General features: G+C 66.1%; 29 protein-coding genes and 1 tRNA gene. 15 read left to right on the top strand and 15 right to left on the bottom strand.

The genetic code is table 11. From position 1 onward, the window contains the following. The first annotated feature begins 6 nt into the window (after positions 1-6). The 6 genes from H9Q09_RS00655 (at position 7) to H9Q09_RS00630 (ending at position 2,787) form a co-directional block, all read left to right on the top strand. Complete coding sequence (locus tag H9Q09_RS00655) at positions 7-210, top strand: hypothetical protein (protein WP_246715946.1); 204 nt, start codon at positions 7-9, stop codon at positions 208-210. 45 nt (positions 211-255) lie between these two features. Beyond that, positions 256-546, top strand: a complete 291-nt coding sequence (locus H9Q09_RS00650) for a hypothetical protein (protein WP_187389477.1) — start codon at positions 256-258, stop codon at positions 544-546. A gap of 111 nt (positions 547-657) precedes the next feature. Then, on the top strand, positions 658-1,056 hold the full coding sequence (locus tag H9Q09_RS00645; RefSeq protein WP_187389476.1) for a hypothetical protein: 399 nt from the start codon (positions 658-660) through the stop codon (positions 1,054-1,056). 3 nt (positions 1,057-1,059) lie between these two features. Further along, complete coding sequence (locus tag H9Q09_RS00640) at positions 1,060-1,530, top strand: hypothetical protein (RefSeq protein WP_187389475.1); 471 nt, start codon at positions 1,060-1,062, stop codon at positions 1,528-1,530. Between the two features lie 493 nt (positions 1,531-2,023). Further along, positions 2,024-2,467 carry a hypothetical protein gene (locus H9Q09_RS00635; protein WP_187389474.1) on the top strand — a complete coding sequence of 148 codons (444 nt, stop codon included), beginning with the start codon at positions 2,024-2,026 and terminating at the stop codon, positions 2,465-2,467. 2 nt (positions 2,468-2,469) lie between these two features. Further along, positions 2,470-2,787: a hypothetical protein gene (locus H9Q09_RS00630; protein ID WP_187389473.1), complete on the top strand. Its 318-nt coding sequence runs from the start codon at positions 2,470-2,472 to the stop codon at positions 2,785-2,787. Positions 2,788-2,915: 128 nt separating this feature from the next. On the opposite strand, the gene H9Q09_RS00625 is transcribed toward H9Q09_RS00630, so the two are convergent. The 5 genes from H9Q09_RS00625 to H9Q09_RS00605 form a co-directional block, all read right to left on the bottom strand. Further along, entirely contained in the window at positions 2,916-3,389 is a 474-nt protein-coding gene (locus H9Q09_RS00625) for a hypothetical protein (protein ID WP_187389472.1), read from the bottom strand. A gap of 394 nt (positions 3,390-3,783) precedes the next feature. Continuing rightward, positions 3,784-4,017, bottom strand: a complete 234-nt coding sequence (locus H9Q09_RS00620) for a hypothetical protein (RefSeq protein ID WP_187389471.1) — start codon at positions 4,015-4,017, stop codon at positions 3,784-3,786. A gap of 245 nt (positions 4,018-4,262) precedes the next feature. Then, the gene (locus H9Q09_RS00615) at positions 4,263-4,502 is read right to left on the bottom strand and encodes a hypothetical protein (protein ID WP_187389470.1); all 240 of its coding nucleotides are present in this window, start codon (positions 4,500-4,502) and stop codon (positions 4,263-4,265) included. Positions 4,503-4,929: 427 nt separating this feature from the next. Then, positions 4,930-5,109 (bottom strand): hypothetical protein, encoded by a 180-nt coding sequence (locus H9Q09_RS00610; RefSeq protein WP_187389469.1) that lies wholly within the window; start codon positions 5,107-5,109, stop codon positions 4,930-4,932. A 177-nt stretch (positions 5,110-5,286) separates the two neighbouring features. Beyond that, a tRNA-Thr gene (locus H9Q09_RS00605) sits at positions 5,287-5,361 on the bottom strand. Between the two features lie 157 nt (positions 5,362-5,518). On the opposite strand from H9Q09_RS00605, the gene H9Q09_RS00600 reads away from it, so the two are divergent. Continuing rightward, positions 5,519-6,292, top strand: a complete 774-nt coding sequence (locus H9Q09_RS00600; RefSeq protein ID WP_187389468.1) for an NAD kinase — start codon at positions 5,519-5,521, stop codon at positions 6,290-6,292. Between the two features lie 27 nt (positions 6,293-6,319). Here H9Q09_RS00600 and H9Q09_RS00595 read toward each other — a convergent pair whose 3' ends face one another. From H9Q09_RS00595 to H9Q09_RS00585, 3 genes are all read right to left on the bottom strand, one after another. Continuing rightward, positions 6,320-7,459: a DUF2336 domain-containing protein gene (locus H9Q09_RS00595; RefSeq protein ID WP_187389467.1), complete on the bottom strand. Its 1,140-nt coding sequence runs from the start codon at positions 7,457-7,459 to the stop codon at positions 6,320-6,322. Between the two features lie 160 nt (positions 7,460-7,619). Further along, positions 7,620-8,240, bottom strand: a complete 621-nt coding sequence (locus H9Q09_RS00590) for a flavin reductase family protein (protein WP_024351206.1) — start codon at positions 8,238-8,240, stop codon at positions 7,620-7,622. A gap of 2 nt (positions 8,241-8,242) precedes the next feature. Then, the gene (locus H9Q09_RS00585; protein ID WP_187389466.1) at positions 8,243-8,827 is read right to left on the bottom strand and encodes a nitroreductase; all 585 of its coding nucleotides are present in this window, start codon (positions 8,825-8,827) and stop codon (positions 8,243-8,245) included. Between the two features lie 162 nt (positions 8,828-8,989). On the opposite strand from H9Q09_RS00585, the gene H9Q09_RS00580 reads away from it, so the two are divergent. Continuing rightward, positions 8,990-10,147, top strand: coding sequence for a hypothetical protein (locus H9Q09_RS00580; protein ID WP_029703308.1), 1,158 nt, complete (start codon positions 8,990-8,992; stop codon positions 10,145-10,147). A gap of 35 nt (positions 10,148-10,182) precedes the next feature. On the opposite strand, the gene H9Q09_RS00575 is transcribed toward H9Q09_RS00580, so the two are convergent. Beyond that, on the bottom strand, positions 10,183-11,037 hold the full coding sequence (locus H9Q09_RS00575; protein ID WP_187389465.1) for a 1-acyl-sn-glycerol-3-phosphate acyltransferase: 855 nt from the start codon (positions 11,035-11,037) through the stop codon (positions 10,183-10,185). Positions 11,038-11,140: 103 nt separating this feature from the next. Continuing rightward, positions 11,141-13,117, bottom strand: coding sequence for a threonine--tRNA ligase (gene thrS, locus H9Q09_RS00570; protein WP_187389776.1), 1,977 nt, complete (start codon positions 13,115-13,117; stop codon positions 11,141-11,143). Positions 13,118-13,271: 154 nt separating this feature from the next. On the opposite strand from thrS, the gene H9Q09_RS00565 reads away from it, so the two are divergent. After that, complete coding sequence (locus tag H9Q09_RS00565) at positions 13,272-13,763, top strand: Gmad2 immunoglobulin-like domain-containing protein (protein ID WP_024351201.1); 492 nt, start codon at positions 13,272-13,274, stop codon at positions 13,761-13,763. Positions 13,764-13,787: 24 nt separating this feature from the next. Here H9Q09_RS00565 and yidD read toward each other — a convergent pair whose 3' ends face one another. Both yidD and H9Q09_RS00555 read right to left on the bottom strand, forming a co-directional pair. Then, a complete protein-coding gene (gene yidD, locus H9Q09_RS00560; RefSeq protein ID WP_187389464.1) occupies positions 13,788-14,183 on the bottom strand; it encodes a membrane protein insertion efficiency factor YidD in 396 nt (131 codons plus the stop codon). A gap of 48 nt (positions 14,184-14,231) precedes the next feature. After that, a complete protein-coding gene (locus H9Q09_RS00555) occupies positions 14,232-14,678 on the bottom strand; it encodes an iron-sulfur cluster assembly scaffold protein (protein ID WP_187389463.1) in 447 nt (148 codons plus the stop codon). A 259-nt stretch (positions 14,679-14,937) separates the two neighbouring features. Between H9Q09_RS00555 and folE the strand changes: the two genes are divergently transcribed. From folE to H9Q09_RS00540, 3 genes are all read left to right on the top strand, one after another. Next, entirely contained in the window at positions 14,938-15,561 is a 624-nt protein-coding gene (gene folE, locus H9Q09_RS00550; protein WP_009209762.1) for a GTP cyclohydrolase I FolE, read from the top strand. Positions 15,562-15,569: 8 nt separating this feature from the next. Then, complete coding sequence (gene hisI, locus H9Q09_RS00545; protein ID WP_187389775.1) at positions 15,570-16,001, top strand: phosphoribosyl-AMP cyclohydrolase; 432 nt, start codon at positions 15,570-15,572, stop codon at positions 15,999-16,001. 111 nt (positions 16,002-16,112) lie between these two features. Continuing rightward, positions 16,113-17,057: a patatin-like phospholipase family protein gene (locus H9Q09_RS00540; protein ID WP_187389462.1), complete on the top strand. Its 945-nt coding sequence runs from the start codon at positions 16,113-16,115 to the stop codon at positions 17,055-17,057. A gap of 51 nt (positions 17,058-17,108) precedes the next feature. Here the strand turns inward: H9Q09_RS00540 and H9Q09_RS00535 are convergent, their stop codons facing one another. Then, on the bottom strand, positions 17,109-17,540 hold the full coding sequence (locus H9Q09_RS00535; RefSeq protein ID WP_024351195.1) for a CBS domain-containing protein: 432 nt from the start codon (positions 17,538-17,540) through the stop codon (positions 17,109-17,111). Positions 17,541-17,612: 72 nt separating this feature from the next. Then, positions 17,613-18,359 carry a rhomboid family intramembrane serine protease gene (locus tag H9Q09_RS00530; RefSeq protein WP_187389461.1) on the bottom strand — a complete coding sequence of 249 codons (747 nt, stop codon included), beginning with the start codon at positions 18,357-18,359 and terminating at the stop codon, positions 17,613-17,615. A gap of 406 nt (positions 18,360-18,765) precedes the next feature. On the opposite strand from H9Q09_RS00530, the gene H9Q09_RS00525 reads away from it, so the two are divergent. From H9Q09_RS00525 to H9Q09_RS00515, 3 genes are all read left to right on the top strand, one after another. Further along, entirely contained in the window at positions 18,766-19,365 is a 600-nt protein-coding gene (locus tag H9Q09_RS00525; RefSeq protein ID WP_051141604.1) for a PilZ domain-containing protein, read from the top strand. Between the two features lie 291 nt (positions 19,366-19,656). Further along, a complete protein-coding gene (locus H9Q09_RS00520; protein ID WP_187389460.1) occupies positions 19,657-20,910 on the top strand; it encodes an AI-2E family transporter in 1,254 nt (417 codons plus the stop codon). A gap of 128 nt (positions 20,911-21,038) precedes the next feature. Then, entirely contained in the window at positions 21,039-21,251 is a 213-nt protein-coding gene (locus H9Q09_RS00515; protein WP_187389459.1) for a hypothetical protein, read from the top strand. Between the two features lie 166 nt (positions 21,252-21,417). Here H9Q09_RS00515 and H9Q09_RS00510 read toward each other — a convergent pair whose 3' ends face one another. Next, positions 21,418-21,792 carry a hypothetical protein gene (locus H9Q09_RS00510; RefSeq protein WP_187389458.1) on the bottom strand — a complete coding sequence of 125 codons (375 nt, stop codon included), beginning with the start codon at positions 21,790-21,792 and terminating at the stop codon, positions 21,418-21,420. Positions 21,793-21,812 lie beyond the last annotated feature (20 nt).

Below are 21,812 nucleotides of genomic sequence, written 5' to 3'. Positions count from 1 at the left end.
GCTATGATGGCAACAGCTCAACTCTTCCTGAACGGTGCCCGCGTCACGTCCGACTTCCGCGAGGCGCTTTTTGACGCGGCCAATCGCGCCGGCATTACCCCCAACGAATTCGTCATCACCGCCGCGGCCGAGAAGCTGGCCCGCTCCGGCGCGTCGTTTCCAGGCGTGTTCCGCGCCGGCGACGTGCCTGCCGGAAGCGAGGCCGCGTGAGCCATCGCCAGGGTAGTTTTCCGACACCAGAAAAAGGAGGCCCCCGTGGTCGTCATCACTGAGGAAACGAAAAAGCGGGCGCCGACCCGGGATCCGGAGCGCACCGTCTCGATGAATATCTCCGGCTTCACCAAGGCTGGAATTGAGGATGCGCTGATGAAGCTCGTCGCCATCGAGCACAGCAGCCCGCTCGCCCTCGTGGAACAGATGATTGCCGAGCGCGCCCGCGCCGCCGGGATCGACGTGCCGAAGACGAACTACGAGCGCAACGCCGAGGTCGCGGCGACCATCAAGGCGAAGCAGGCCCAGCGCAACTCCCGCGAGGAGATGGCCTGATGGGAACGCCGTTGAACGAACGCATCCAGGCCGCGATCAAGGCCGGCAAGAGCCAGGGCGTCGAATCCTTGATCTTCGAGGCCGAGGCCGCATCGAAGCAGGCCGTCGGCGATGATGATGGACAGCGCCACCGGCGCCCCGATGTCGATCGCCGATCGCGCCAAGCTTCCGCAATACGACAACGTCCGCGGCTGCATCGTCGGCGGCCGACCGGCTGAGGAATATTACGCCGCCCTCGACGCGGCTGCCGATACTCCGGAGGCGCAGCGGGCGATTGCCCAGCGTGATGCCGCCTATGATCGGATGGTGGAGAACCTGTCGACTGCTCATCGGCAGGACGCTGGCGCTTCGAAGGTCGCCGTAGCCGACAGCATTTCGGCCGAGAACGATCGTGTCCGCGACCAGGCCTTCGTCGACGCCAAAGCTCGAGGCCTCGACGATGCCAAGGCCGGCGTGGAAGCCTCCTATGAGGCGATGAAGCATCGTACTTCGAACGCCTGGAAGGGCTGATCGATGCTGTTCGCGGACGCTTCGCCCGTTGACGGGATCAGGGTCACGTCCGCCGGCTATCTGGTGGCACGGGCCAAGCTGGCACGGGCGGGCGTCAAGACGCCACGCGGCGGCGGGTTCGGTGGGCCTATTCCAGAGCGCCCGATGCTTCGGAGCACCATGCGTGCGAACCGCGGGAAGTACCAGCACGCCATGAAGGCAGAGATGCGCGGCATTGTGAGGGCGATCATCGCCGGGCACCGGGTGGACCCTGAGGCCATCCTGTCGCGTCTCGGCATCCTCGCCCAGGGTGATGTGCAGAGCACCATCACGTCGCTCCAGTCGCCGCCGAACAGCCCGGTTACGATCCGTCTGAAAGGAAGCTCGTCGCCTCTCATCGACACCGGCGAGATGCGCGCCCGGGTGTCCTATTCGGTCGAGAAGAGCAGCGGCGGCGGTCTACTGTCCAGCGTGGCTCGTTCAGTCTTCCGATAAGGCGATTAACCGGCCATGCTCACCGTGATCACTCCACTTCGATCTTCTACGGTAGCCGTTCATTCACCTCCGGAACCTAGTTTGTTCGAGCGAACTAAGCCCGGGAAGGTTATGAAAACATTCGGAAAGAGAACTCACGGGATAGAGATGGGGTCGAGGCGCCATGCGCTTCGCAAGGGTCGACCGGACCCTGTCGACCGGTTGGCCGAGGAGCGGCGAGCAGCATTGCGCCGGAGTTTGGATCTCGCGGGCCGGCTTGATCGGGACGAGCCCAAGACGCGATCGTCAGACATCGTTACCGTCGCTGTGTGCGCCCTCATCGCAGTCGGGGCCATCCTGCTCATTTCGGCTATCATCCCCACTGTAGTCTAAAGCGGTGTGACCACGGTATCGGTCAGTGAATGGGCTTGCCATAAGCATCGGTGAGTTGCCGACCCGTCGCCCGCAGCCTACAACACCGATAGGATTTCCTGATCGGCGAGGCTCATGGGCGATGAGTTTGGTTATCGACGCGAAACCGAAGGCCTGCCGTCCGAAGGGCCGCCTCGATGCCCTCGCCGATCAACTCGGGATCCGGATCATTCCGACCTGGCGCCGCCGGGGGCCGAACGAGACCCACGCCCGCGGTGCCTTCAAGGCGATCGTCGCCGGGCATGGCGAAGGGCACCTCATCACCGTCCTCCGGTGCATCCGGGAAACCCGGGCGAACCGTGAGGAAATGTGGAGCGAGACCATCCTCGCCATCAGCGACATTCTGGCCGCGCGGCCGGACTGGCGGGATGCCGGCGGGGCCCTCCTCGACGCCTTCGATGCAATCCCGCTCAGGAGCCTCAGGGAAAGCGCTGTAGCGCTTCGGCCGTGGCCGGTGCGGCATACTCTGCGCGGGCTTATCTACGCCCGTCTGGAGGCAGCCATGGCGATCCGTGCGGCGGCATAGGTATGGCCATCATGGCCACACCTTCGACCACGCCCTGGTGCGCCTACCGGGACGGCATCGTGATCCCTGGCCTGGCGACCGTCCGCATTCCTGACGCCGCCGCACAGGGCAAGATCAAGAAGGCCCCGCGACACACACGGCCCGCCAAGACGCTCCACGTCGCCGCCGGCATGAACGTCGGGCAGTGGAAGAGGTTGAGGCCGGTCGCTCGCGAGATGATCCGCTGGGCCTACAACGCGCTGATGGCGCCCTCGAACTGCGGCCGGGAGCCCGACCCGATCGACTGGGAGGCCTTTGAGGCAGGGTTCGGGAGGGAGTAATTCCTTCTACGGAACGGCTCTAGCAGGAATGGATTTCTACATCCGAGCCTGTCGATACAAGCGAGCGGTCGAAGGGTAGGCTCACCCGCACGGACGCGAGCTCAAAAAAAGCCCCGCCGAAGCGAGGCCTAATTTCTCTGCTGCTGAAATTCTAACGTCTGATTTTCGGTGCCTGGACCGTCCGGTCGGGTTATTTCGTTTCCTCCATCTCCTCCAGCGGAGGTGCCGACGAAGGAATCCGGCAGTTGGATAACCACCGGTGCTGGGCTCTCGACCGAGCGGGCCGCGGTGATCGACTGCGAGAGCGTTCGGTTCAGCTCCTGAATGTCGCTGCTAATCTGGCCCGGCAGGGCTTCGATCCGTGTTGATAGGGCGTCGACCCGCGTCAGTACGTATCCGCCACCGAAAATGGCCAATGCGACAGCGATGCTGATCACGCTCAGCGTGAGCGTCTGGACGTGCTTGAGGCCGTCAAAGGCACCCTCAAGACGCGACATCGAAGTTTCAAGCCGGGCAATACGATCGGTTCCCATGTCGTCATATATGCTCCCGCCACCACCAGAGGGCAAGCGATCCCGGATATCGGTGAGCAGCGAGATCATCTCGTCTCGCGTTCCCTTCACCGGCGTGAGGCTGGGCGGAGTGCTGTCTCGGCGTTCATGCAGACTCATCGGGCTTCCCAATCTTCTCCATGATCCAAGGGAGATTGTGCGACCGCATGAACCCGCACTTTGTGCAGGTTAGCGTGAGCGCCGGCACCGATGGAGCTGGGCCGAAGAATCCGCGAGGGTCTTTCATCACGTAGGTTGGCGCGGGCGAGTCCTGTGCGAGTTCCCATACCGTGTCTGCGTCGGTCTCCGCGACCCAGCTAACATTCTGGCAAAATGGGCAGGCCGATGACCCTGTGTGCTTGTCGATGTACTCAAGCGCCTTTACCAGCGGGTATTTCGGCAGATCGTCATCAGACATCGGTGATCACCCTCCGCACGCGGCCGGTCATCGCCGGCCTCCGAGCCTGGCGGGCTCGCCGTGGTCGAGCCATTCGGGAACCCGCTTCTCCTTCCGCTCGGCGTCGAAACCATCGGCCCAGAGCGCATGATCGGGAGAGTACGGCGAGTGCGGATTGAAGGCATCGGCACCCTCGACGCAGAATGCTCGCCGGCCCGCCTCCCATATCGCGCGCTCGTGTTCGGCGGCGGCAATCTTCGCGGCCAGATCCGTGCCGTCCATGTGTCGTTCCCGTTGGCTACATGCTCACTCGCTAGCCAGTTGGCCCGGAACTCTGATTCCCGTCAACTCTCGGTCATCCGCGTCGCCCATGGTCCCACCCAAAAGGGCCCCACAATGTGGGGGCTGAAGGGTCCGCACTCGATACGTACCCCTGCCGGGCAGGTTCATCGGTACGGATTTCGTACTTTTGCGCTCGCCAGATTTGGCGGGCTCAAACGGGAAAAGATCCAGGCCCATTGGGTCAATCAGCGCTCCGCAATCGTGTTCAACGTTTGGATGACCTCTGCGGACGCTTCCATCCCCCGGGCGCTACTGATCGTCTCCTCCAGAGCGTTATGGAGGTCCCCGTCGCCGGTCACCCGGACGATGGCATTCATCGCACTGACAATTGCCTGCAACTGATCGGCGATCGCCTTCGACGCTTCCATCTGCAAGGCCATGAACTTCTCTATCCGTTCAAGCCGCTCTTCAACACTCTCTGCCACTCGCATCTCCTTGTGTTAACAGCACCTTTGGCACTGCAACCTTGAGCCGGGATGACACGATCGAGTTGGCGACTGTCGTTGGCACGGTGAGGAAATGCGTCCCGGCTGCCCAGCGCGCGTGAATGTGCCCGGCGCGGAACGTCGCACCTATTCATCTTCGCCGGTCTCACGCCGTAGCGCGTCATCGGCCAGGCGCTGCCAGTTCTTTCGTGATTCCTCATGCCGCTGTCGTTGGCCATCGATTGCCGCTTCCGAGGCATCGACCTCGGCAGCATCTGCCCTGGCTTGGTAGACAGCGCTGCTGGTAACCTTGACCCCGCCCGGACCCCTCATGAATTCAGCTCGCCTGCCGCACCCGTGGCGGACAGATTTGCGCTATCCGATTTCGGAATGCTCAACATGGGAGCGGCTCGGTTCCGCGTGTCCATCACTTACCGGCACCCGCTAACCGCTCTGCTTGGCCAACTTCGAACTCTCGCGCGCGATCAGCTAACTCCTGCCACTTCTCACGCGATTCCTCATGACGCCACCGCTGGTTCTCAGTCCCGGCATTGGCCGCTTCGACCTCATCGGCGTCCGCCCTGGCTTGGTAGATGTCGCTGTTCATCGTCCAGGCCCCTCCCGAGAGCCCCCGTAGATTAGCCAGCATACGCCTGTCATGTTGCATCCCATGTCGCGTGGAGTTGCCGAGGGTAACGGGAAACCCCTGCGAATCAAGGGAACTGACTGCAACATGAACGCGACATGGAATTAGGCGGCAATGCCGCTAAGTGCTTGAAATAACTGGTGCCGGATGAGGGGATTGAACCCCCGACCTTCGGTTTACAAAACCGCTGCTCTACCGCTGAGCTAATCCGGCGCGGCTGCGCCATAGCATATCGATCGGTGATTTGCAGCGGGATTTTCGGCCGCGTGCGGACCATGGCCGCGCTTGGCGTGCGGCCCCGGACGGGTTACGTCCTCAGGGGACCCGCGCGCCTCGCCGCCTCATGCCTTCAGAAGTGCCGATCCCGTCCATGCCACGTCTGCCCCAGTCCATCAGCTTCCTGGCCAGCGAGGCCGAACCCGCGCAGGAAGCGGCCCAGCGTCTGTCGGCGCTCTATGGCAACGACCGCCCGGAGACCGCCGAGATCATCGTCGCTTTGGGCGGCGACGGATTCATGCTGCAGACGCTGCACCGGTTCATGAATACCAGCACCCCGATCTACGGGATGAACAAGGGCACCATCGGCTTCCTGATGAACGACTACCGCGAGACCGGTCTGCGCGAGCGTCTGGCCGAGGCGGTGGAAAACACCATCCATCCGCTGACGATGACCGCGACCGATGCCGAGGGCGAGACCCACAGGGCACTGGCGATCAACGAGGTGGCCCTGTTCCGGCAGTCCTACCAGGCTGCCAAGCTGAGGATCACCATCGATGGTCAGGTGCGGCTGGAAGAGCTGGTCTGCGACGGCGTGATGGTGGCGACGCCGATCGGGTCGACGGCCTACAATCTGTCGGCCCAGGGGCCGATCATCCCGGTCGACGCGCCGCTCCTGGCGCTCACCCCGGTCAGCGCGTTCCGACCCCGCCGCTGGCGCGGCGCGCTCCTGCCCAACCACCAGACGGTGGAGATCACGGTGCTGGAGCCGGAGAAGCGCCCGGTCAACGCGGTGGCCGACGCAACGGAAGTCAAATCGGTCCGGCACATCACCATCTGCGAATCGATGGACGATACCGGCCTGATCCTGTTCGATTCGGACCATTCCTGGGACGAGCGCATCCTGGCCGAGCAGTTCCGCTACTGACGCATCTGCGCTGGTTCTCGCTGCCGGCTAGGCAGCGAGTTGGCGGGCGTGCTGGCGCGCGGCCTCGCGGCTGGTCTCGCCGGCAAGGCGATGCAGGAAGCGCATGATCTCGTCGAAGCCCGAATCGCCCTGCGAGGCCGGGAACGAGCCGGCGACCCGCTGCATGACGACCTGCGGCACGTCTTCGACCGCCACGGACAGGCGTCCGGTGGCCAGTTCACGCCACACCGCGACGGCGCAGCGAAACAGCGGGGCGGAAGCGACAGGAAGCCCGGCGGCCGTCATCAGCGTGCGAAAGGCGCTCTGGCGGCCATCGGCGAGAATCGTGCGAACGCGACGGTCGGACATGGCCGAGAGCCGCACGAGCGCGGCCGCAAAGAGATCGATATTGCCGGTGCAGACCGTGCGCAGCAGGAAGGCGACGTTGAGCTGGCCGCTGGCGCGCAGATGCTCGACCAGCGCCGGCACTTCGGCCTCGCCGATATTGTCGGCCAGGAGCGCCGTCGCCCGTTCGCAGGCCTCGAAGGCCAGCCGGTCGGCGCGATCGCCGCCGACGAGGTTGCGCAGCATGGGCAGTTCCGCCAGCGCCTGGCCGGTCCGCAGGATCAGGGTCTGGCGCACGGTGGACGGCAGGTCGTCCCGCGCCATCAGCGCGCCGCGCAGCGCGGCGACGTCGCCATGCCGCTCGGAGATCCGGCGGTAGCTGATGCTGGCGATCCCGGCACCCGGATTGCCGAGCAGCGTGATGCATGTGTCGGATGCGGCGAGTTCCGCTAAAGCCGCCGCGACCCGGGCCGAGACAAGGCGGCGCGCGGCGATGGCGCCCCGCAGGGCCTCGGATCCGGTTGCGACAAGATCGATCAGGTCGTCGTCGGACAGAGCCGGCGAGCGGCCGGCGACGATGCAGGCGATGCTGTCATTGTCCTCGCAGAGGGCGCGCAGGACGGCGCGCGGCGCCCCTCGCCCGTCGGCCAGTTCCAGCGCCATCGCCTGGCGCACCTTCGGCGACGGATCGTCGAGCATGAGCATCAGGGCCGCGTCCGCACCCGGCCGCTCCTCGGCGGTGATGCGCCCGTCGAGCAGCGCCCGCGAGAGGATTGCGGCGCCTTCGGCCCGCTGCGTGCTGGTCGCCGTCTCACACCATTTGACGAACCGCTGAACGATCATGGAACTGGCGACCTCTGCTGCGCACCCGACTGTTGAAAGCGAGTGTGTCAGGCAAAGGTTTAGGCTTCGTTCACCATATCGATCGACGAAGCATCAACCATGTCGGCAAGTCGCAGCCCTGCGACAGGTTTGTCGCAGGGGCGCGTTTCAATCGGTGAGGTCAGCTGTCGCTGGCATCCTCGAGCGTGGGCCGGCGCATCTGGAACACCTCGTCCGCGACGGCGTAGTCGAGATAGCCGAGCCGCGACAGCGGGCGGGCGAGACCCATGTCCAGCATGCCGTTCCGCAGCACCGATTCGGCGATGTGGATGCCGACGACCTGCCCGATGACCATCACCCAGTCCGACGGCTTGCCGTCGACGTCGACCGGTTGGAACGACTGGGTGACCTTGCATTCCAGGGCTGCCGGGCTCTCGGCCACACGCGGCGCGGCCACGAGGCGGCACGGCGCCTCGGTCAGCCCGGCCAGTTCGAACTCGCTGCGACCGCGCGGTGCCGGCGCCGAGGTGCGGTTCACCGCCTCCGCCAGATCGCCGGTCGCCATGTTGGCGACGAACTCGCCGCTCTCGATGGCAAGGTTGGCAGAATCCTTGAAGCCGGCCGAGGCGAACATCACCAGCTTGGGATGGTCGCTGACCGCATTGAAGAAGCTGTAGGGCGCGAGATTGACTGCGCCGTCCTTCGCGCGCGTCGAAATCCAGCCGATGGGCCGCGGGGCGACGATGGCCTTGAAGGGGTCATGCGGCAGCCCGTGATCGCCGCGCTCGGGTTCGTAGAACAGCATCAGCCCGCCTCCCTCGCCCGTGCCTCGGTGACAATGTCGGCGAGTTCGGGCCGCGGACGTTCCGTCGGCGCCTCCTGCGGCGTGCCGACATGCACGAAGCCGACGACCTTCTCGTCCGCGGCGATGCCCAGAAACGCCTTGGCATCTTCGTCATAGGCGATCCACTCCGTCACCCAGTTGGCACCGTAGCCATGCGCATGCACCGCGGTGACGAGGTTCATCGCCGCCGCGCCGGCGGACAGCACCTGCTCCCATACCGGGATCTTCACATGCTCGCGGGCCGTCGACACGATTCCGATGACCAGCGGGCTGCGGCTGAGCCGGGTCGATTCGGCGCGCTGGCGCGCCTCGCTCAGCGGTGCGCCCTCGCGCGCCTCGGCCAGTTCGGCGAGCGCCTTGCCCAGGTCGATCGCCGCGTCGCCGCGGTAGAGGATGAAACGCCACGGCGCCAGCTTGCCGTGATCGGGAACGCGCGATGCGATCTGCAGGATCTGATCGAGCTCGGCCCCTTCGGGCGCCGGTGCTGTGAGCAGCGGAATCGGGATCGAGCGCCGGGTGGCGAGGAATGTCGTCGTGTCGGTCAAGGCAGCGTCCTTACGTGATGGCGCGTTCCAGCTAGCCCCTGGCGGCCGCCAGATCAAACCGGCCGCGCCCCGCGAAACGGCGGATCGGCGCGGCGAATTCGCCGTGGCATGAGCATTCGCCTTGAATTCGTCCATCATCTGGGGTCATGAGAGACGGGGTTTGTGAAAGCAGGGGTCTGGTTCGTGGCGGTCGATGCCCGTCTTGTGGCGATCATCAGTTCGATAGTGGTCGCGACGAGTCCGGGGCTGGCGCAGGATATCCCGATTCCGTCGCTGCTCGATCGCGGGGGCGGTCTGTTCGGCGGCGAGCCGCGCAAGCCGGGCGCCTATGTCTCCCCTTCCGCCAGCGAATTGCTGCCCAACGCCGCGGATGTTGGCGCAGCGCCGACGCGCGGCCTGCAGCGGTTCGACCCGATCGCCCTGCCCGTCGCGCCCGGCATTCCGAAGGCGCCGAAGATCGAGCTTCCGGGTCTGCCCGCCTACGCCCCGCAGAACATGCCCAGCCAGGACATCATCCGTTCGCGCGCGACGCTGACCCTGAAGGCCCGGCTGACCGAGGACGGCGAGCCGATCCCCAACGGGCTCGTCTGGCGGCTGTTCTCGGCCATTCCGGCCATCGACGGACGCGCGACCCTGATCGCCTCGTCCGAAAGCAGCGAAGCCAATTTCGAGGTCCCGGCGGGGTCCTACATCCTGCACGTCGGATTCGGCCGCGCCGGGGTCGTGAAGCGGATCGACTTCACCGGCGTGAAGACGCAGGAGACCATCACGCTCAATGCCGGCGGCCTGCGGCTGGACGCCATGGTCGGCGACGGCCAGACGATCGAGCCGGCCCGCCTCTCCTTCGACGTCTACAGCGACGCCGAGAACGAGAGCGACCGCGACCTGATCGCCAGCGACGTGCCGCCCAACAAGGTGCTGCGGCTGAACGCCGGCACCTATCACATCGTGTCCAGCTACGGCTCGGTGAACGCCTCGGTGCGGGCCGACATCCGCGTCGAGCCGGGCAAGGTCACCGACGCCACGTTGCAGCACCGTGCCGCCCTGTTGACGATGAAGCTGGTGCGCGAGCCCGGCGGCGAGGCAATCGCCGACACGGCATGGTCGGTGACCACGGCCTCGGGCGACCCGGTGCGCGAAAGCGTCGGCGCGTTTCCGTCGATGGTGCTGGCCTCGGGCGACTACGTCATCGTCGCCCGCAACAACGACAAGGTCTACCAGCGGGCCTTCGCGGTGGAACCCGGCCAGAACACCGACGTGGAAGTGCTGACGTCGGATCTCGCGGAGACGCCGGACCCGCTTGCCGGATCGGGCGACTAGCCCCCTCGATCATCCCCTTCGGTCGAAGATCCGAATCAGGCGGCGATCGGTTCGAACTCGGACTGTGGCTGGGCGGCCGGCCGCGCCAGATTGAACACGGCCTGGCGCAGGCGCTCGGTCAAGAGCCGTCGGTCGCCGATGGCGGACAATTCCCCGGATGCGATCAACGGCCCGATGCTGAGGTCGATGGACCGGCCGTATCTGCGCCGGAACTCACCGATCAGTAGCCCGACGCGGAGCGTCATCGACCAGCGGCTGACGAAATGGAACAGCGGCCCGTTCTGGCCGTGGACATGGATCGGCAGGACGGCGGCGCCGCCCGACCGGATCAGCCGCGCCGTGAACTGCTTCCAGGGCAGATCGGCAGCCTCGCCGAAGATCTTCGGCGCCGTGGCCACGCCGCCGGCCGGAAAGACGACGATGGTCGTGCCCTCGGCCAGAAGCCGCATCGCCTCGACCCGGGTGGCCATGTTGGCGGCCATCGCCGCGCGCGTCTCCTCGAAGGTCACCGGCAGCCCATAGGCGGCCATTTCGGGGATCTTCATCAGATCGGCATTGATGAGGATGCGGAACGGCCGGCCGAGCTGTTCGGCCAGGGCCAGAAGCGCGACGCCGTCGCCGATCCCGAAGGGATGGTTGGCGACCATCACCAGACGCTCGGGCAATGTTGCCGGGTCCGGCAGGCGGCCTTCGATCCGCAGGCTGATCCGCATCAGATCGAGCATCATGCCGAAGGCCGGCACGTCGCCGGATGCGAGATGGCGCTGCCAGACCGCATAGAGCCGGGCAAGCCGGCGGCGGCCGGAGAGCTCTTCCATGGAGCGGATGGCGAGGCGCCGGACGAGCGTGTCCGAGGGACGGGCGTAGGTCAGATGGGTCGTGGTTCGCATCGGCCGGCCATGAACGGTTTTCCCGTCCCTAGCCGACGACCGATGACAGGCCGATGACGAAAACGGGCCCCGGATCGGCTCCGGGGCCCGTCGAATGTTCGTCTCAGGCGACCTTGCGGCGCGCCTCCTGCCGGCGCTTCAGGTCCGGCGGCACGGCCTCGTCGGCGAGCGCCGCGACCGCATCGTCCAGCGCCATCGGCGTCTGTTCGCGCGCGCCCAGACGGCGGATGTTGACGGTCCGCTCCTCGGCCTCGCGCTTGCCGCAGACCATGATCACCGGGACCTTGGCCATGGAGTGCTCGCGGACCTTGTAGTTGATCTTCTCGTTGCGCAGATCGGTCTCGACCTGCAGGCCGGCCTGGCGCAGTTCCTCGGCGACCTGCAGCGCATAGTCGTCGGCTTCGGAGGTGATCGTCGCCACGACGACCTGCAGCGGCGACAGCCACAGCGGCAGATGGCCGGCGCAGTTCTCGATCAGGATGCCGATGAAGCGCTCGACCGAGCCCAGCATCGCGCGATGCAGCATCACCGGCGTCTTCTTCTCCGAATCGCGATCGATGTAGAACGCGCCGAAGCGGCCCGGCAGGTTAAAGTCCACCTGGTTGGTGCCGACCTGCCATTGCCGGCCGATCGCGTCGCGCAGGGTGTACTCGTATTTCGGGCCGTAGAACGCCCCGTCACCCTCGGCGACGGCCGTGGTTATGTGGCCCTCGCCCTGCTCCTCGATGATGGCGAGAACGTCGCGCATCGAGGCTTCCGCCTTGTCCCACAATTCGTCGGACCCGACGCGCTTCTCGGGCCGCGTGGACAGCTTCACCAGCACGTCCTCGAAGCCGAAATCGCGATAGATCGACAGGATCAGATCGTTGATCTTCAGGCTCTCGGCGGTGATCTGCTCCTCGGTGCAGAAGACGTGGGCGTCATCCTGCGTGAAGGCGCGCACGCGCATCAGCCCGTGCAGCGCGCCGGACGGCTCGTAGCGATGCACGGCGCCGAACTCGGCGATCTTCAGCGGCAGGTCGCGATAGCTCTTCAGCCCGTGCTTGAAGATCTGCACGTGCCCAGGGCAGTTCATCGGCTTCAGCGCGAAGACCCGCTCGTCCTCCGTCTCGGTGACGAACATGTCCTCGTGATATTTCTCCCAGTGCCCGGAGGTCTCCCAGAGCGAGCGCTCGAGGAGCTGCGGCGCGTTCACTTCCTGGTAGCCCTCGGCCTCCTGGCGCCGGCGCACATAGGAAACGAGCGTCTGGTAGAGACGCCAGCCCTTGGGATGCCAGAACACCGTGCCCGGCGCGTCCTCCTGGAAATGGAACAGGTCCATCTCGCGGCCGAGCCGCCGGTGGTCGCGCTTCTCGGCCTCTTCCAGCATGTGGAGATAGGCCGCGAGCTGCTCCTTGGTGGCCCAGGCGGTACCGTAGATGCGCGTCAGCATCGGATTGTTGGAATCGCCGCGCCAGTAGGCGCCGGCCACCTTCATCAGCTTGAAGGCGTCGCCGATCTGGCCGGTCGCCGCCATGTGCGGTCCCCGGCAGAGGTCGAACCAGTCGCCCTGGCTGTAGATCTTCAGGTCCTGGCCTTCGGGAATCGCGTCGACGAGCTCGACCTTGTAGGCCTCGCCCTTCTCGGCGAAGACCGCCTTGGCCTTGTCGCGCGACCAGACCTCCTTGGTGAAGGGCGCGTTGCGGCGGATGATCTCCGTCATCTTCTTCTCGATGAGCGGCAGGTCGTCTGGCGTGAACGGCGTGTCGCGGGCGAAATCGTAGAAGAAGCCGTTCTCGATCACCGGGCCGATCGTGACCTGGGTGCCCGGCCACAATTCCTGCACCGCCTCGGCCATGACGTGCGCCGCATCGTGGCGGATCAGCTCCAGCGCACGCGGGTCGTCGCGGGTGATGATCTCGATCGCCCCGGCACGGCCGACCGGGTCGGCCAGGTCGCGGACCTCGCCGTCGAGCGCATAGGCGACGGATTTCTTCAGAAGCGATTTGGAGATGCCGCCCGCGATGTCACGGCCGCTCGTGTCGGCCTCGTATTCGCGCACGGATCCATCGGGGAAGGTCAGGGAAACGGCGTTCGCCATCATGTATCTCTTTCGTTCCAGTCCCGCCTACGATCGCGGGTGGTTGCTGTGACCGGCAACGGCCGGCCGAACGGTGGCAGTCGGGTACGATTGCTCAAGGGGTTCGGGCGGGATATATTTGGATGCGGCGTTCCGATGCAAGGGAGCCAGTTCGATGAACATCGAAATCCTGCAGCCGAAGCCTTTCGATCTTGTCGGAAGCCGGATCCTGATCGCCGGTAATGCGGTCGGTTTCGAGGGGCATTTGTCGATCCTCATCGGCGAAGGCCATGACGAGGTTTCGGCCTCCGCCACGGCCGGCTCGACATCGATCCGCCAGTTCCAGGCGGCGGTCGACATTCCCGATGGCACCGCCTTCACCCTCAACCGGCTGTTCGTGACCGTCTCCGACGACAGCGGCGGCGGCGACGGGGTGCCTCCCCCGACCGTGACGGTGCCGGTTCTCTACGGCCCGCTGATCCTGCCGGGCTTTTCCGGCTACTGGCTGCACCAGGTGGCTGCCGGGGACACGCTGTCGAAGCTGGCGCTGCGCTATTTCGACGACGCCACCAAATTCCCGATCATTCATCAGGCGAACCAGCACATCGTCGCCAATCCGAGCCTGATCTTTCCCGGCCAGGTGCTGCGGATCCCCCGCGCCTTCTAAGCGCCGGCCAGGCTGCGCGGGCCGCTAGTGCGGAGTGCGCTCAGCCGGGCGGCCCAGCCGCAGCAATCGCCACGGCGCCCACCAGCGGTGCTGTCCAGGCAGGGCTTCGGGAACATTATCGATGCCGCTGGTGCCGAACGGGCCGCAGCGGCCGACGCGAAAGATGGACAACCAGCCGCCGCTCCACAGGCCATGGCGCGCCACGGCCTCATAGGCATATTCCGAGCAGGTCGGCAGGTGCCGGCAATGGCTGCCGATCAGCGGCGACAGGGTCAGCTGGTAGAGACGCACGAGACCGAGGCCGAGATACCGGCCGGGCGTTGCCCGCCACGGGCCGGAATAGTTGCGGCCAGCCGCAGTGCCGGCGTCGGCAGCACGGCCGGGATCGAGATCGGCGTTATCGGTGCGGTGGTCGCACATCGGCCTAGCGGTCCGCCCGGACCGACGGCGCGACCCGGCCACTCAGGGTCACGCCGCGGCGCTCTTGTCCCGTGCGGCGATCTTGTCCAGCGCATCGACCACGGCGTCGAAGGTCAGCATGGTCGAGGCGTGGCGCGCCTTGTACTCGCGCACCGGCTCCAGATATTTCAGATCGGCGAAGCGGCCTTCCGGCGGCGCGCCGTTCTCCTTTAGCATCCGCCGCATGGTCTCGCGGGTGGCACGCAGTTCTTCCGGCGTCGCCCCGACGACGTGGCTGGCCATCACCGAGGACGAGGCCTGGCCGAGGGCACAGGCCTTCACCTCGTGGGCGAAGTCCGCCACGACGCCGTCGGCAAGTTTCAGGTCGATCGTCACGGTCGACCCACACAGCTTGGAATGCGCCGTGGCGCTGGCATCGGGAGCCTCCAGCCGCCCGATCCGGGGGATGTTTCCGGCCAGTTCCAGTATCCGCGCGTTGTAGACGTCGTCGATCACATGCACACCAATCCATCGCGCAAATGCCGATGGCCCTGTCATTTCGTTCGGTCGGAAATTATATAGGACGCGTGGCACCGGTTCGAAAGTCGCCGTCAGGTCGGCTTCGACATGAAGCGGCCCCTGGCGGCCACCGAAGATAGAGATGAGCGTGACGAAGATTTCGATTGCGGGCCGGGCCGGCCATCCGGCCAAGAATCCCGACCATCATTCGCAGTGGATCGCAGCGCGCATTCCCACGGCACCGGAGCGCAACGACATGGAATCCGTCGTCAAGAAATTCCCTGAAGCAGCCGACGAGCGCGCGGACGACCGGCCGAGCCGGGCCGAGGCCGAGGCTGCCGTCAAGACGCTGCTGCGCTGGATCGGCGAGGATCCGTCGCGCGAGGGCCTGCTGGAGACCCCTGCCCGCGTGGTGAAGGCGTATGAGGAACTTTTCGGCGGCTACAAGCTCGAAGCCGGCGACGTTCTCGGCCGCACCTTCCAGGACGTCTCGGGCTATGACGACATGGTCCTCGTCCGCGACATCGATTTCCACTCCCATTGCGAGCACCACATGGTGCCGATCATCGGCAAGGCGCATGTCGCCTATGTGCCGGACGGTCGCGTTCTGGGCCTGTCGAAGATCGCCCGCGTCGTCGACATCTACGGTCGCCGTCTCCAGACGCAGGAATCGATGACCGCGCAGATCGCCTCGGCCATCGCGGGCATGCTGGTCCCCAAGGGCATCGCCGTGATGATCGAGGCCGAACACATGTGCATGTCCATGCGCGGCATTCGCTCCAAGGGCTCGATGACCATCACCTCGGCCTTCCAGGGCGTCTTCGCCGAGGACGGCGAGTTCAAGTCCCGCTTCCTCGCGCAAGCCAGCAGCCGCTCGTGACCGCCGACCTGTCGCCTGCCCCGCTCTTCGCCGTTCCCTCTCCTGATCACCACGAACAGGAAGAGGGCGCGGTCCTGCGCCCGCGTTTCGACGCCGCCGGCCTCGTGACAGCCGTCGTCACGGACGTGGCGTCCGGTGATCTCCTGATGGTCGCGCACATGAACGCCGAGGCGCTGGACCGGACGCTGGCCACGGGCATCGCCCATTACTGGTCGCGCTCGCGCAAGGCGCTGTGGAAGAAGGGCGAGACCTCCGGCGCCCTCCAGAGCGTCGCCGAGATCCGCATCGACTGCGACCAGGACGCGGTGTGGCTCAAGGTCGCCGTCGCCAGGCCCGAGGACACCTGCCACACGGGCCGCGATACCTGTTTCTACCGCCGCGTGGCGGCCGACGGCCGCACGCTCGACGCCTTGCCGGGCCGGGACTCCGACGCCAGTTGATCCTTAAGCAGTTGATCAAACTTTAGGCGCATCATGATCCATTGATCGTGATTGCCAGCCGGAGTGATGCGGATGCTCGATCGGGTTTTCAGCCGCCGGGAAGGACCGCCGATGGACGCCGCGCCGGTCCGGTCCGAGACCGCCAGGAAGCAGCCGGGCATCGCGCTGGCGCTGGGCGGCGGAGCGGCGCGCGGCTGGGCCCATATCGGCGTCCTGCGGGCCTTCGACGAAGCCGGCATTCCCATCTCGATGATCGCCGGCACCTCCATCGGCGCGCTGGTCGGCGGCTGCTACCTCGCCGGCAAGCTCGATGAGCTCGAATCCTTCGCCCTGTCCCTGACACGCCGCGGCCTGATCCGTTTCCTCGACTTCCGCTTCGGGGCCGGCGGCCTGATCGGCGGCATGCGGCTCAGCCGGAAACTGTCGGAGGCGCTCTCGGACCTGCGGATCGAGGATCTGGACCGGCCGCTGGTCTGCGTGGCGACGGAAGCGCGCAGCGGTCACGAAGTGTGGATCGATTCGGGCTCGCTGGTGCTGGCCATGCGCGCCTCCTATGCCCTGCCCGGCGTCTTCGAGCCACTGGACTGCGGCGGGCGCAGCCTGATGGACGGCGCGCTGGTCAATCCGGTGCCGGTCAGCGTCTGCCGGGTCTACGAGGAACGCTTCGTGGTCGCCGTCAACCTGCACTACGATCTGTTCGGACGCGCGGCGGTGATGCGGCTGCGCGCCGACCCTGCGACCGCGGCGACGCAAGCCGCGGACCTGGCCGCCCGCACGGTGGACGCGGCCCCCCTCGACGATCTCGCTCAGCGCCGCGAGAAGCTCGGCATGGCACGCTCGATGGTCGATGCCTTCAACATCATCCAGGATCGGATCTCGCGGGCCCGGCTCGCCGGCGACCCGCCGGACCTGTCGCTGCAGCCGCGTGTGCGCGACATCGGCCTATCGGAATTCTTCCGCGCGCGGGAAGCCATCGATCACGGATACGAGGCGACGATCAGCCGGATCGCCGAGATCCGGCGCATGACGGATATCCCGGCCGACGCCACACGCTAGATCGACGCGTTCCCCGTTTCCGAGGCCCAGGCCGGGCCCCGGCGGTTCCGTTCAGCCGGCGGCGATATACTCGCGCATTTCCATGGCCTCGCGCTCGACCTCCTCGATCCGCTGCTTGACCACGTCGCCGATCGAGATGATGCCGACCAGACGATCATTCTCGCAGACCGGCAGGTGACGAAAGCGGCCGGTGGTCATCATCTCCATGGCCTGGTTCACCGTGGTCGCCTCGGTGCAGGTGCTCACCTGCGATGTCATCACTTCGCCGATGCTCTGGGAGATGGCACCGACGCCCGCGGTGCCGAGGACGCGGACCACGTCGCGTTCCGACACGATGCCGGCGACGCCGCCATCCTCGTTGGTCAGGACGATCGCACCGATGCGCCGGTTCGCCAGCACCTGCATCGTCTCCTCCAGAGTCGCCTCCGGCTTGAGGGTGACGACGTCGCGTCCCTTGGCTTCCAGTATGTGCCGCACGTTCATGGCTGTTTCTCCCGCTGACATGCCCATTCGTGATGGTGTGCCACCACGACGCAGACGGCAAGAGGCGCCGGTTCAGCGACGCAGCGGCCGGGACAGCGGATCGAACAACCGGAACAGCAGGAAACCGAAGGCGAAGCCGCCCAGATGCGACTCCCAGGCGACGGCGCCGCCGCCCATTTCGCCGCCGACGCCGCTTCCGATGAGGAGATTGGTGCCGAAGAACACGGCGATGAAGATCAGCACCGTCCGGTTGCTCAGCGATTCGCCGATCGACACCAGCGGCCCGTTCGACCGGCCCGGTGCCAGCGACACCCTTCCGCCGAAGGCGAAGCGGCAGGCGCCGCCCATCAACGCCGACACGATGCCGGACGCCCCGATCACCGGAACGATCAGCGTCGGGTTCAGGAGGTAGAAGGCGGCCGCCCCGGCGATGGCGCCGCAGGTGCAGAAGGCCAGGAACCACGTCACCCCGACCCGCCGGGCGACCGGCGTGCCGAATGCCAGCAGCCAGACCGCGTTGGCGCCGAAATGCGTCCAGTCGCCGTGCAGGAAGGCGTAGCTCAGCGGCGACCAGAGATCGGCGCCGGGCGTGCGAAAGCCGCAGACCGGGTCGACGTCGCCGTAGCAACCGGGAATGAAAGCGAGATCGAGAAGCGCCTGGGCCGTGGCGACCGGACCGAGCAGATAGACCCGCACGCCGTGAACGAGCGCGAAGATCGCGATCAGGACGAGGATGATCCCCGGCACGTTGAAGGCCGGCGGATGGGAACGGCGGATATGGATATCGGCACCGGGCTCGCCGTGGTCTTCTGGTCTCATTGCTGTCGCTCCCCGTCGTCCGGTGTCGTTGCCGGTCTGGTGCCGCGCATCGGTCATGTCCTGCCGGCCGCACAGGGCCGCCCGCAGATGGTGCCGCCTCGCCTTATGCCAGTGCCCGCACCGGCGTCCCAGAACAAAAAAACCGCCCTGCGCGGCGCAGGGCGGTTTGAAATGCGGTTGCCGTGACTGGAGGGCCAGGAACCCGGTCGTACTGCTGTGTCAAAATCGGACTGGATATGTCCTGAACGTTGCTAGGCCGGTTCGCAGGCACCGGCAAACCGTTTCGTGCCGGACAGTTAATGGGGTGCAAATCCTCACAGTCGGTCTTACCGCTTGTTAAGCTTCCCGCGATAAGGTGGGTCTGCAGCGGAACTCCCCGCCGACGCCCCGAGAAATGGTCGTAGCGATGTCAGCCACAGCCCAGGCGCCCCGTTCGGAACCAGCCGAACGCAGCAGCTTCAGCCGCGTGCGGATCGATCTGCTCGGCCGCTTCATGCGCGAGGACCGGACGGAATTTCCGTGCCGGGCCGAGAACATGTCGCCGGGCGACGTCTCCGTCACCGCCTCCGTGGTGCCGGTCGAGAACGAGCGGATCATCGTCTATATCGACCATATCGGCCGGCTCGAAGGTGCGGTCTCGCGCGTCTTCGAGGGCGGGTTCGACCTCGCTTTCCAGTCGACGCCGCGCAAGCGGGAAAAGCTGGCGGCGCAGCTCACCTGGTTTGCCAACCGCCACGAATTGTCGCTGCCCGAAGACCGCCGCCACGAGCGGAACGCGCCGGAAAACCCCTTCGTCGACATGGTTCTGGACGACGGCCGCCGCTACCCGGCGCAGATCATCGATCTGTCGCTCTCCGGCGCCGCCGTGACCAGCAGCATTCGCCCGGCGGTCGGCTCGCGCATCACCCTCGGCACCACGACCGGACGGATCGTGCGTCACATCGAGGACGGCTTTGCCGTCGAGTTCAGCGCCGAGCGCGCCAGGCACGCCCCCAACATCGTCTAGGCTGCACCATCAGGCCCAACATCTCTTAGAACAGGTCTTCAGACCGTGCTGTCGTGACAGCTGCCCTATCAACGGCTGATCACGCTGAGTGCGACCCGGCGTTTCGGCGCGTCCGCGTGAAGGCGTCGGGCTCCGGCGCCGCTCTGATCCATCCGCATCCCCGACAACGCGCCATCTCAATGGAACGCACCGCCGTCTCGTCCATTGGGTGCATGACCGCGCTCACGCGGCCGTGAGGCAGCTGTCCCGGCGTCGGTCCGACCGCAGACCACAGATGCGACAGGAGACAGGATGGCCGGGTCCGCCACCACCCCTACCCCCCATTCGGACAACGAAGGGGCGGCACGTACCGAACGTGTCTCGAAGGTCTCGCGTCTCCCCTGGCAGACCATCGCCATCGGCCTGCTGTCGGTCATCACCCTGATCCTGGTGGGCTGGGCGCTGCAGGCGATGAGCTCGGTCGTCGTGCCCTTCATCTTCTCGATCCTGATCGCCCTCGTCGTGGCGCCGGTGGACAGCATGGTCAAGCGGCGCATGCCCCGCCGGTTCGGCTGGCTCGGCCATGTGGCCGCGATGGGGCTGATCATCGTCATCCTGTTCGTCTTCCTCGGGGGCATCTGGCTGTCCGCGCAGAGGATCTCGGACGCCTTTCCGCAGGTCTCCCAGAAGATCGAGGAGCTGGCGCCGATGATCGCGTCCGGCTCGTCGGGGACTGCCGAAGGGGCGCAAGGCGCTTCGACGGGCGGCGGCGAGAACGCCGCCGGCGCAGCCGGCTCGGCCGGAACCTCCGGCTCGTCGGACGTCTATTCGAGCGTGACGGACCAGTTTCGCGGCGCTGGCGGCCAGCTCGGCAGCAGGATCGCCGAATATGCGTCGAGCTACGCCAGTTCGGTGCTGAGTTCCGCCGGTTCCGCGCTGGCGGCCATGGTGCTGATCTTCTTCTTCACCCTCCTGATGCTGATCGAAGCTCCCAACTGGCGCGCCAAGGTGTGCGCGGTCGTCGATCCCGACCAGCGCAGCGGCGTGTTCGAATCGCTGGACGTCATCGCGCGGCAGCTTCGCCGCTATCTCCTCATCCGCGTCGTGCTGGGACTGCTGACCGCTGGCCTCTACGCCGCATGGCTCTGGTGCTTCGGCGTCGAGCTTCTGCTGGTCTGGGCGATCCTGGCGTTCCTGCTGAACTTCGTGCCTACCCTCGGCTCGCTTGTCGCCGGCGCACTGCCCGTCGTCCACGTCTATGTGCAGCAGGATTTCCGCACGGCGGTCATCGTCGGCATCGGCATTCTCGTGATTGAGCAGATCATGGGCAATTACGTCGACCCGAGGGTACAGGGGAAGCAATTGTCCGTCTCGCCGCTGGTCATCCTGCTGGTGCTGCTGGTCTGGGGCTGGGTCTGGGGTGTCGCCGGCGCGCTTCTGGCGGTGCCGGTCACGATCGGCATCATCGTGACCTGCGCCCATCTTCCGCGCCTGAGGCCGGTCGCGCTGTTCCTCAGCGACGAAACGAGCATGGACGATCTCGACGACATCGTGAGCGCCAAATGAGTCCGGGTCCCGGCTGACATATCCCTGTCAGCGAATGCTGGCATTTGTCCCCCGATGACACATATCAATTCGTGGCAGCGTGGTTCGTCTATGCTGCCTTTGACGTTTCGTGAAAAAGGACTTTCGCGATGAGCAGGCATCGACAGTTTCAGGACGTTTCCCCCAACCGCGCCGTGCCGGGCACCGACACCGTGACGGGCCGCAGTCGCTGGCTCGACGGCTGGAAAGGCGAACCGATGCTGGCGGAGATGCTCGACGACCCGATCGTCCAGATCCTGATGTCGCACGACCGTGTCAGCCGCGAGGAGATCGAGACGATCGCGTCGCGCCACGCCGCCTAGGATCGACGATCCGTCACGAATCCACGACGCAGCAAGGGGTCGTCAGCAGACCCCTCCGACATACCAAAGCCGTCGCCCTGATCGTCAGGACGGCGGCATCGTTTTATCTGGCGATGGCGGGCCTTCCCAGCGGGACTGGCTGCTGCCGGCCCGAACGTCGGTCGCGCTATTCCGCCGGATCGTCCGAACGGATCCATGCGGTGACCAGCGGTTCGGAGACCTCGTCCACCAGGCTCGCCTCCAGACGCGGAAGGCTCGTTTCCATCTGCGCATAGTCGGCGGCGGCCGCGGCGAGCCAGTCGCGCTGGATCCGCAGGGCATCGGCCGGTCCCTCGCATGCGGATAAGGCGCGCATCGCCCGGCGATCGGCGAGACACCGCCGGCCGGCCATCTCGATCATCTCCGCCGACAGCCGCGCGGCCGCCTGCGCGGCATGCACGCTGACCATCATCGCGGTCTGCCAGCCCTGCATCTGCAGGAACATGAACTCGGACGGCGTCAGCCAGGCCATCGTGTCGGATGTCGTGTTCGGGACGGTCATCGCATCGCTCCATGCGGTCG

Source organism: Aurantimonas sp. DM33-3, from assembly GCF_014334315.1.
Taxonomy (GTDB): Bacteria; Pseudomonadota; Alphaproteobacteria; order Rhizobiales; family Rhizobiaceae; genus Aurantimonas; species Aurantimonas coralicida.
The sequence above is the reverse complement of the archived record's forward strand: the minus strand, read 5'-3'. Positions and strand labels throughout refer to the sequence as shown.

What these genes read in the sequence shown, in the direction of transcription:
- H9Q09_RS00530 (WP_187389461.1), bottom strand. Translation starts at nt 18,359, where the DNA reads ATGAGACCAGAAGACCACGGCGAGCCCGGTGCCGATATCCATATCCGC.
- H9Q09_RS00600 (WP_187389468.1), top strand. Translation starts at nt 5,519, where the DNA reads ATGCCACGTCTGCCCCAGTCCATCAGCTTCCTGGCCAGCGAGGCCGAA.
- H9Q09_RS00635 (WP_187389474.1), top strand. Translation starts at nt 2,024, where the DNA reads ATGAGTTTGGTTATCGACGCGAAACCGAAGGCCTGCCGTCCGAAGGGC.
- folE (WP_009209762.1), top strand. Translation starts at nt 14,938, where the DNA reads ATGGAATCCGTCGTCAAGAAATTCCCTGAAGCAGCCGACGAGCGCGCG.
- H9Q09_RS00595 (WP_187389467.1), bottom strand. Translation starts at nt 7,459, where the DNA reads ATGATCGTTCAGCGGTTCGTCAAATGGTGTGAGACGGCGACCAGCACG.
- H9Q09_RS00575 (WP_187389465.1), bottom strand. Translation starts at nt 11,037, where the DNA reads ATGCGAACCACGACCCATCTGACCTACGCCCGTCCCTCGGACACGCTC.
- thrS (WP_187389776.1), bottom strand. Translation starts at nt 13,117, where the DNA reads ATGGCGAACGCCGTTTCCCTGACCTTCCCCGATGGATCCGTGCGCGAA.
- H9Q09_RS00525 (WP_051141604.1), top strand. Translation starts at nt 18,766, where the DNA reads ATGTCAGCCACAGCCCAGGCGCCCCGTTCGGAACCAGCCGAACGCAGC.
- H9Q09_RS00645 (WP_187389476.1), top strand. Translation starts at nt 658, where the DNA reads ATGATGATGGACAGCGCCACCGGCGCCCCGATGTCGATCGCCGATCGC.
- H9Q09_RS00655 (WP_246715946.1), top strand. Translation starts at nt 7, where the DNA reads ATGGCAACAGCTCAACTCTTCCTGAACGGTGCCCGCGTCACGTCCGAC.
- yidD (WP_187389464.1), bottom strand. Translation starts at nt 14,183, where the DNA reads ATGTGCGACCACCGCACCGATAACGCCGATCTCGATCCCGGCCGTGCT.
- H9Q09_RS00510 (WP_187389458.1), bottom strand. Translation starts at nt 21,792, where the DNA reads ATGACCGTCCCGAACACGACATCCGACACGATGGCCTGGCTGACGCCG.
- H9Q09_RS00565 (WP_024351201.1), top strand. Translation starts at nt 13,272, where the DNA reads ATGAACATCGAAATCCTGCAGCCGAAGCCTTTCGATCTTGTCGGAAGC.
- H9Q09_RS00620 (WP_187389471.1), bottom strand. Translation starts at nt 4,017, where the DNA reads ATGGACGGCACGGATCTGGCCGCGAAGATTGCCGCCGCCGAACACGAG.
- H9Q09_RS00535 (WP_024351195.1), bottom strand. Translation starts at nt 17,540, where the DNA reads ATGAACGTGCGGCACATACTGGAAGCCAAGGGACGCGACGTCGTCACC.
- H9Q09_RS00610 (WP_187389469.1), bottom strand. Translation starts at nt 5,109, where the DNA reads ATGAACAGCGACATCTACCAAGCCAGGGCGGACGCCGATGAGGTCGAA.
- H9Q09_RS00640 (WP_187389475.1), top strand. Translation starts at nt 1,060, where the DNA reads ATGCTGTTCGCGGACGCTTCGCCCGTTGACGGGATCAGGGTCACGTCC.
- H9Q09_RS00625 (WP_187389472.1), bottom strand. Translation starts at nt 3,389, where the DNA reads ATGATCTCGCTGCTCACCGATATCCGGGATCGCTTGCCCTCTGGTGGT.
- H9Q09_RS00540 (WP_187389462.1), top strand. Translation starts at nt 16,113, where the DNA reads ATGGACGCCGCGCCGGTCCGGTCCGAGACCGCCAGGAAGCAGCCGGGC.
- H9Q09_RS00515 (WP_187389459.1), top strand. Translation starts at nt 21,039, where the DNA reads ATGAGCAGGCATCGACAGTTTCAGGACGTTTCCCCCAACCGCGCCGTG.
- H9Q09_RS00520 (WP_187389460.1), top strand. Translation starts at nt 19,657, where the DNA reads ATGGCCGGGTCCGCCACCACCCCTACCCCCCATTCGGACAACGAAGGG.
- H9Q09_RS00630 (WP_187389473.1), top strand. Translation starts at nt 2,470, where the DNA reads ATGGCCATCATGGCCACACCTTCGACCACGCCCTGGTGCGCCTACCGG.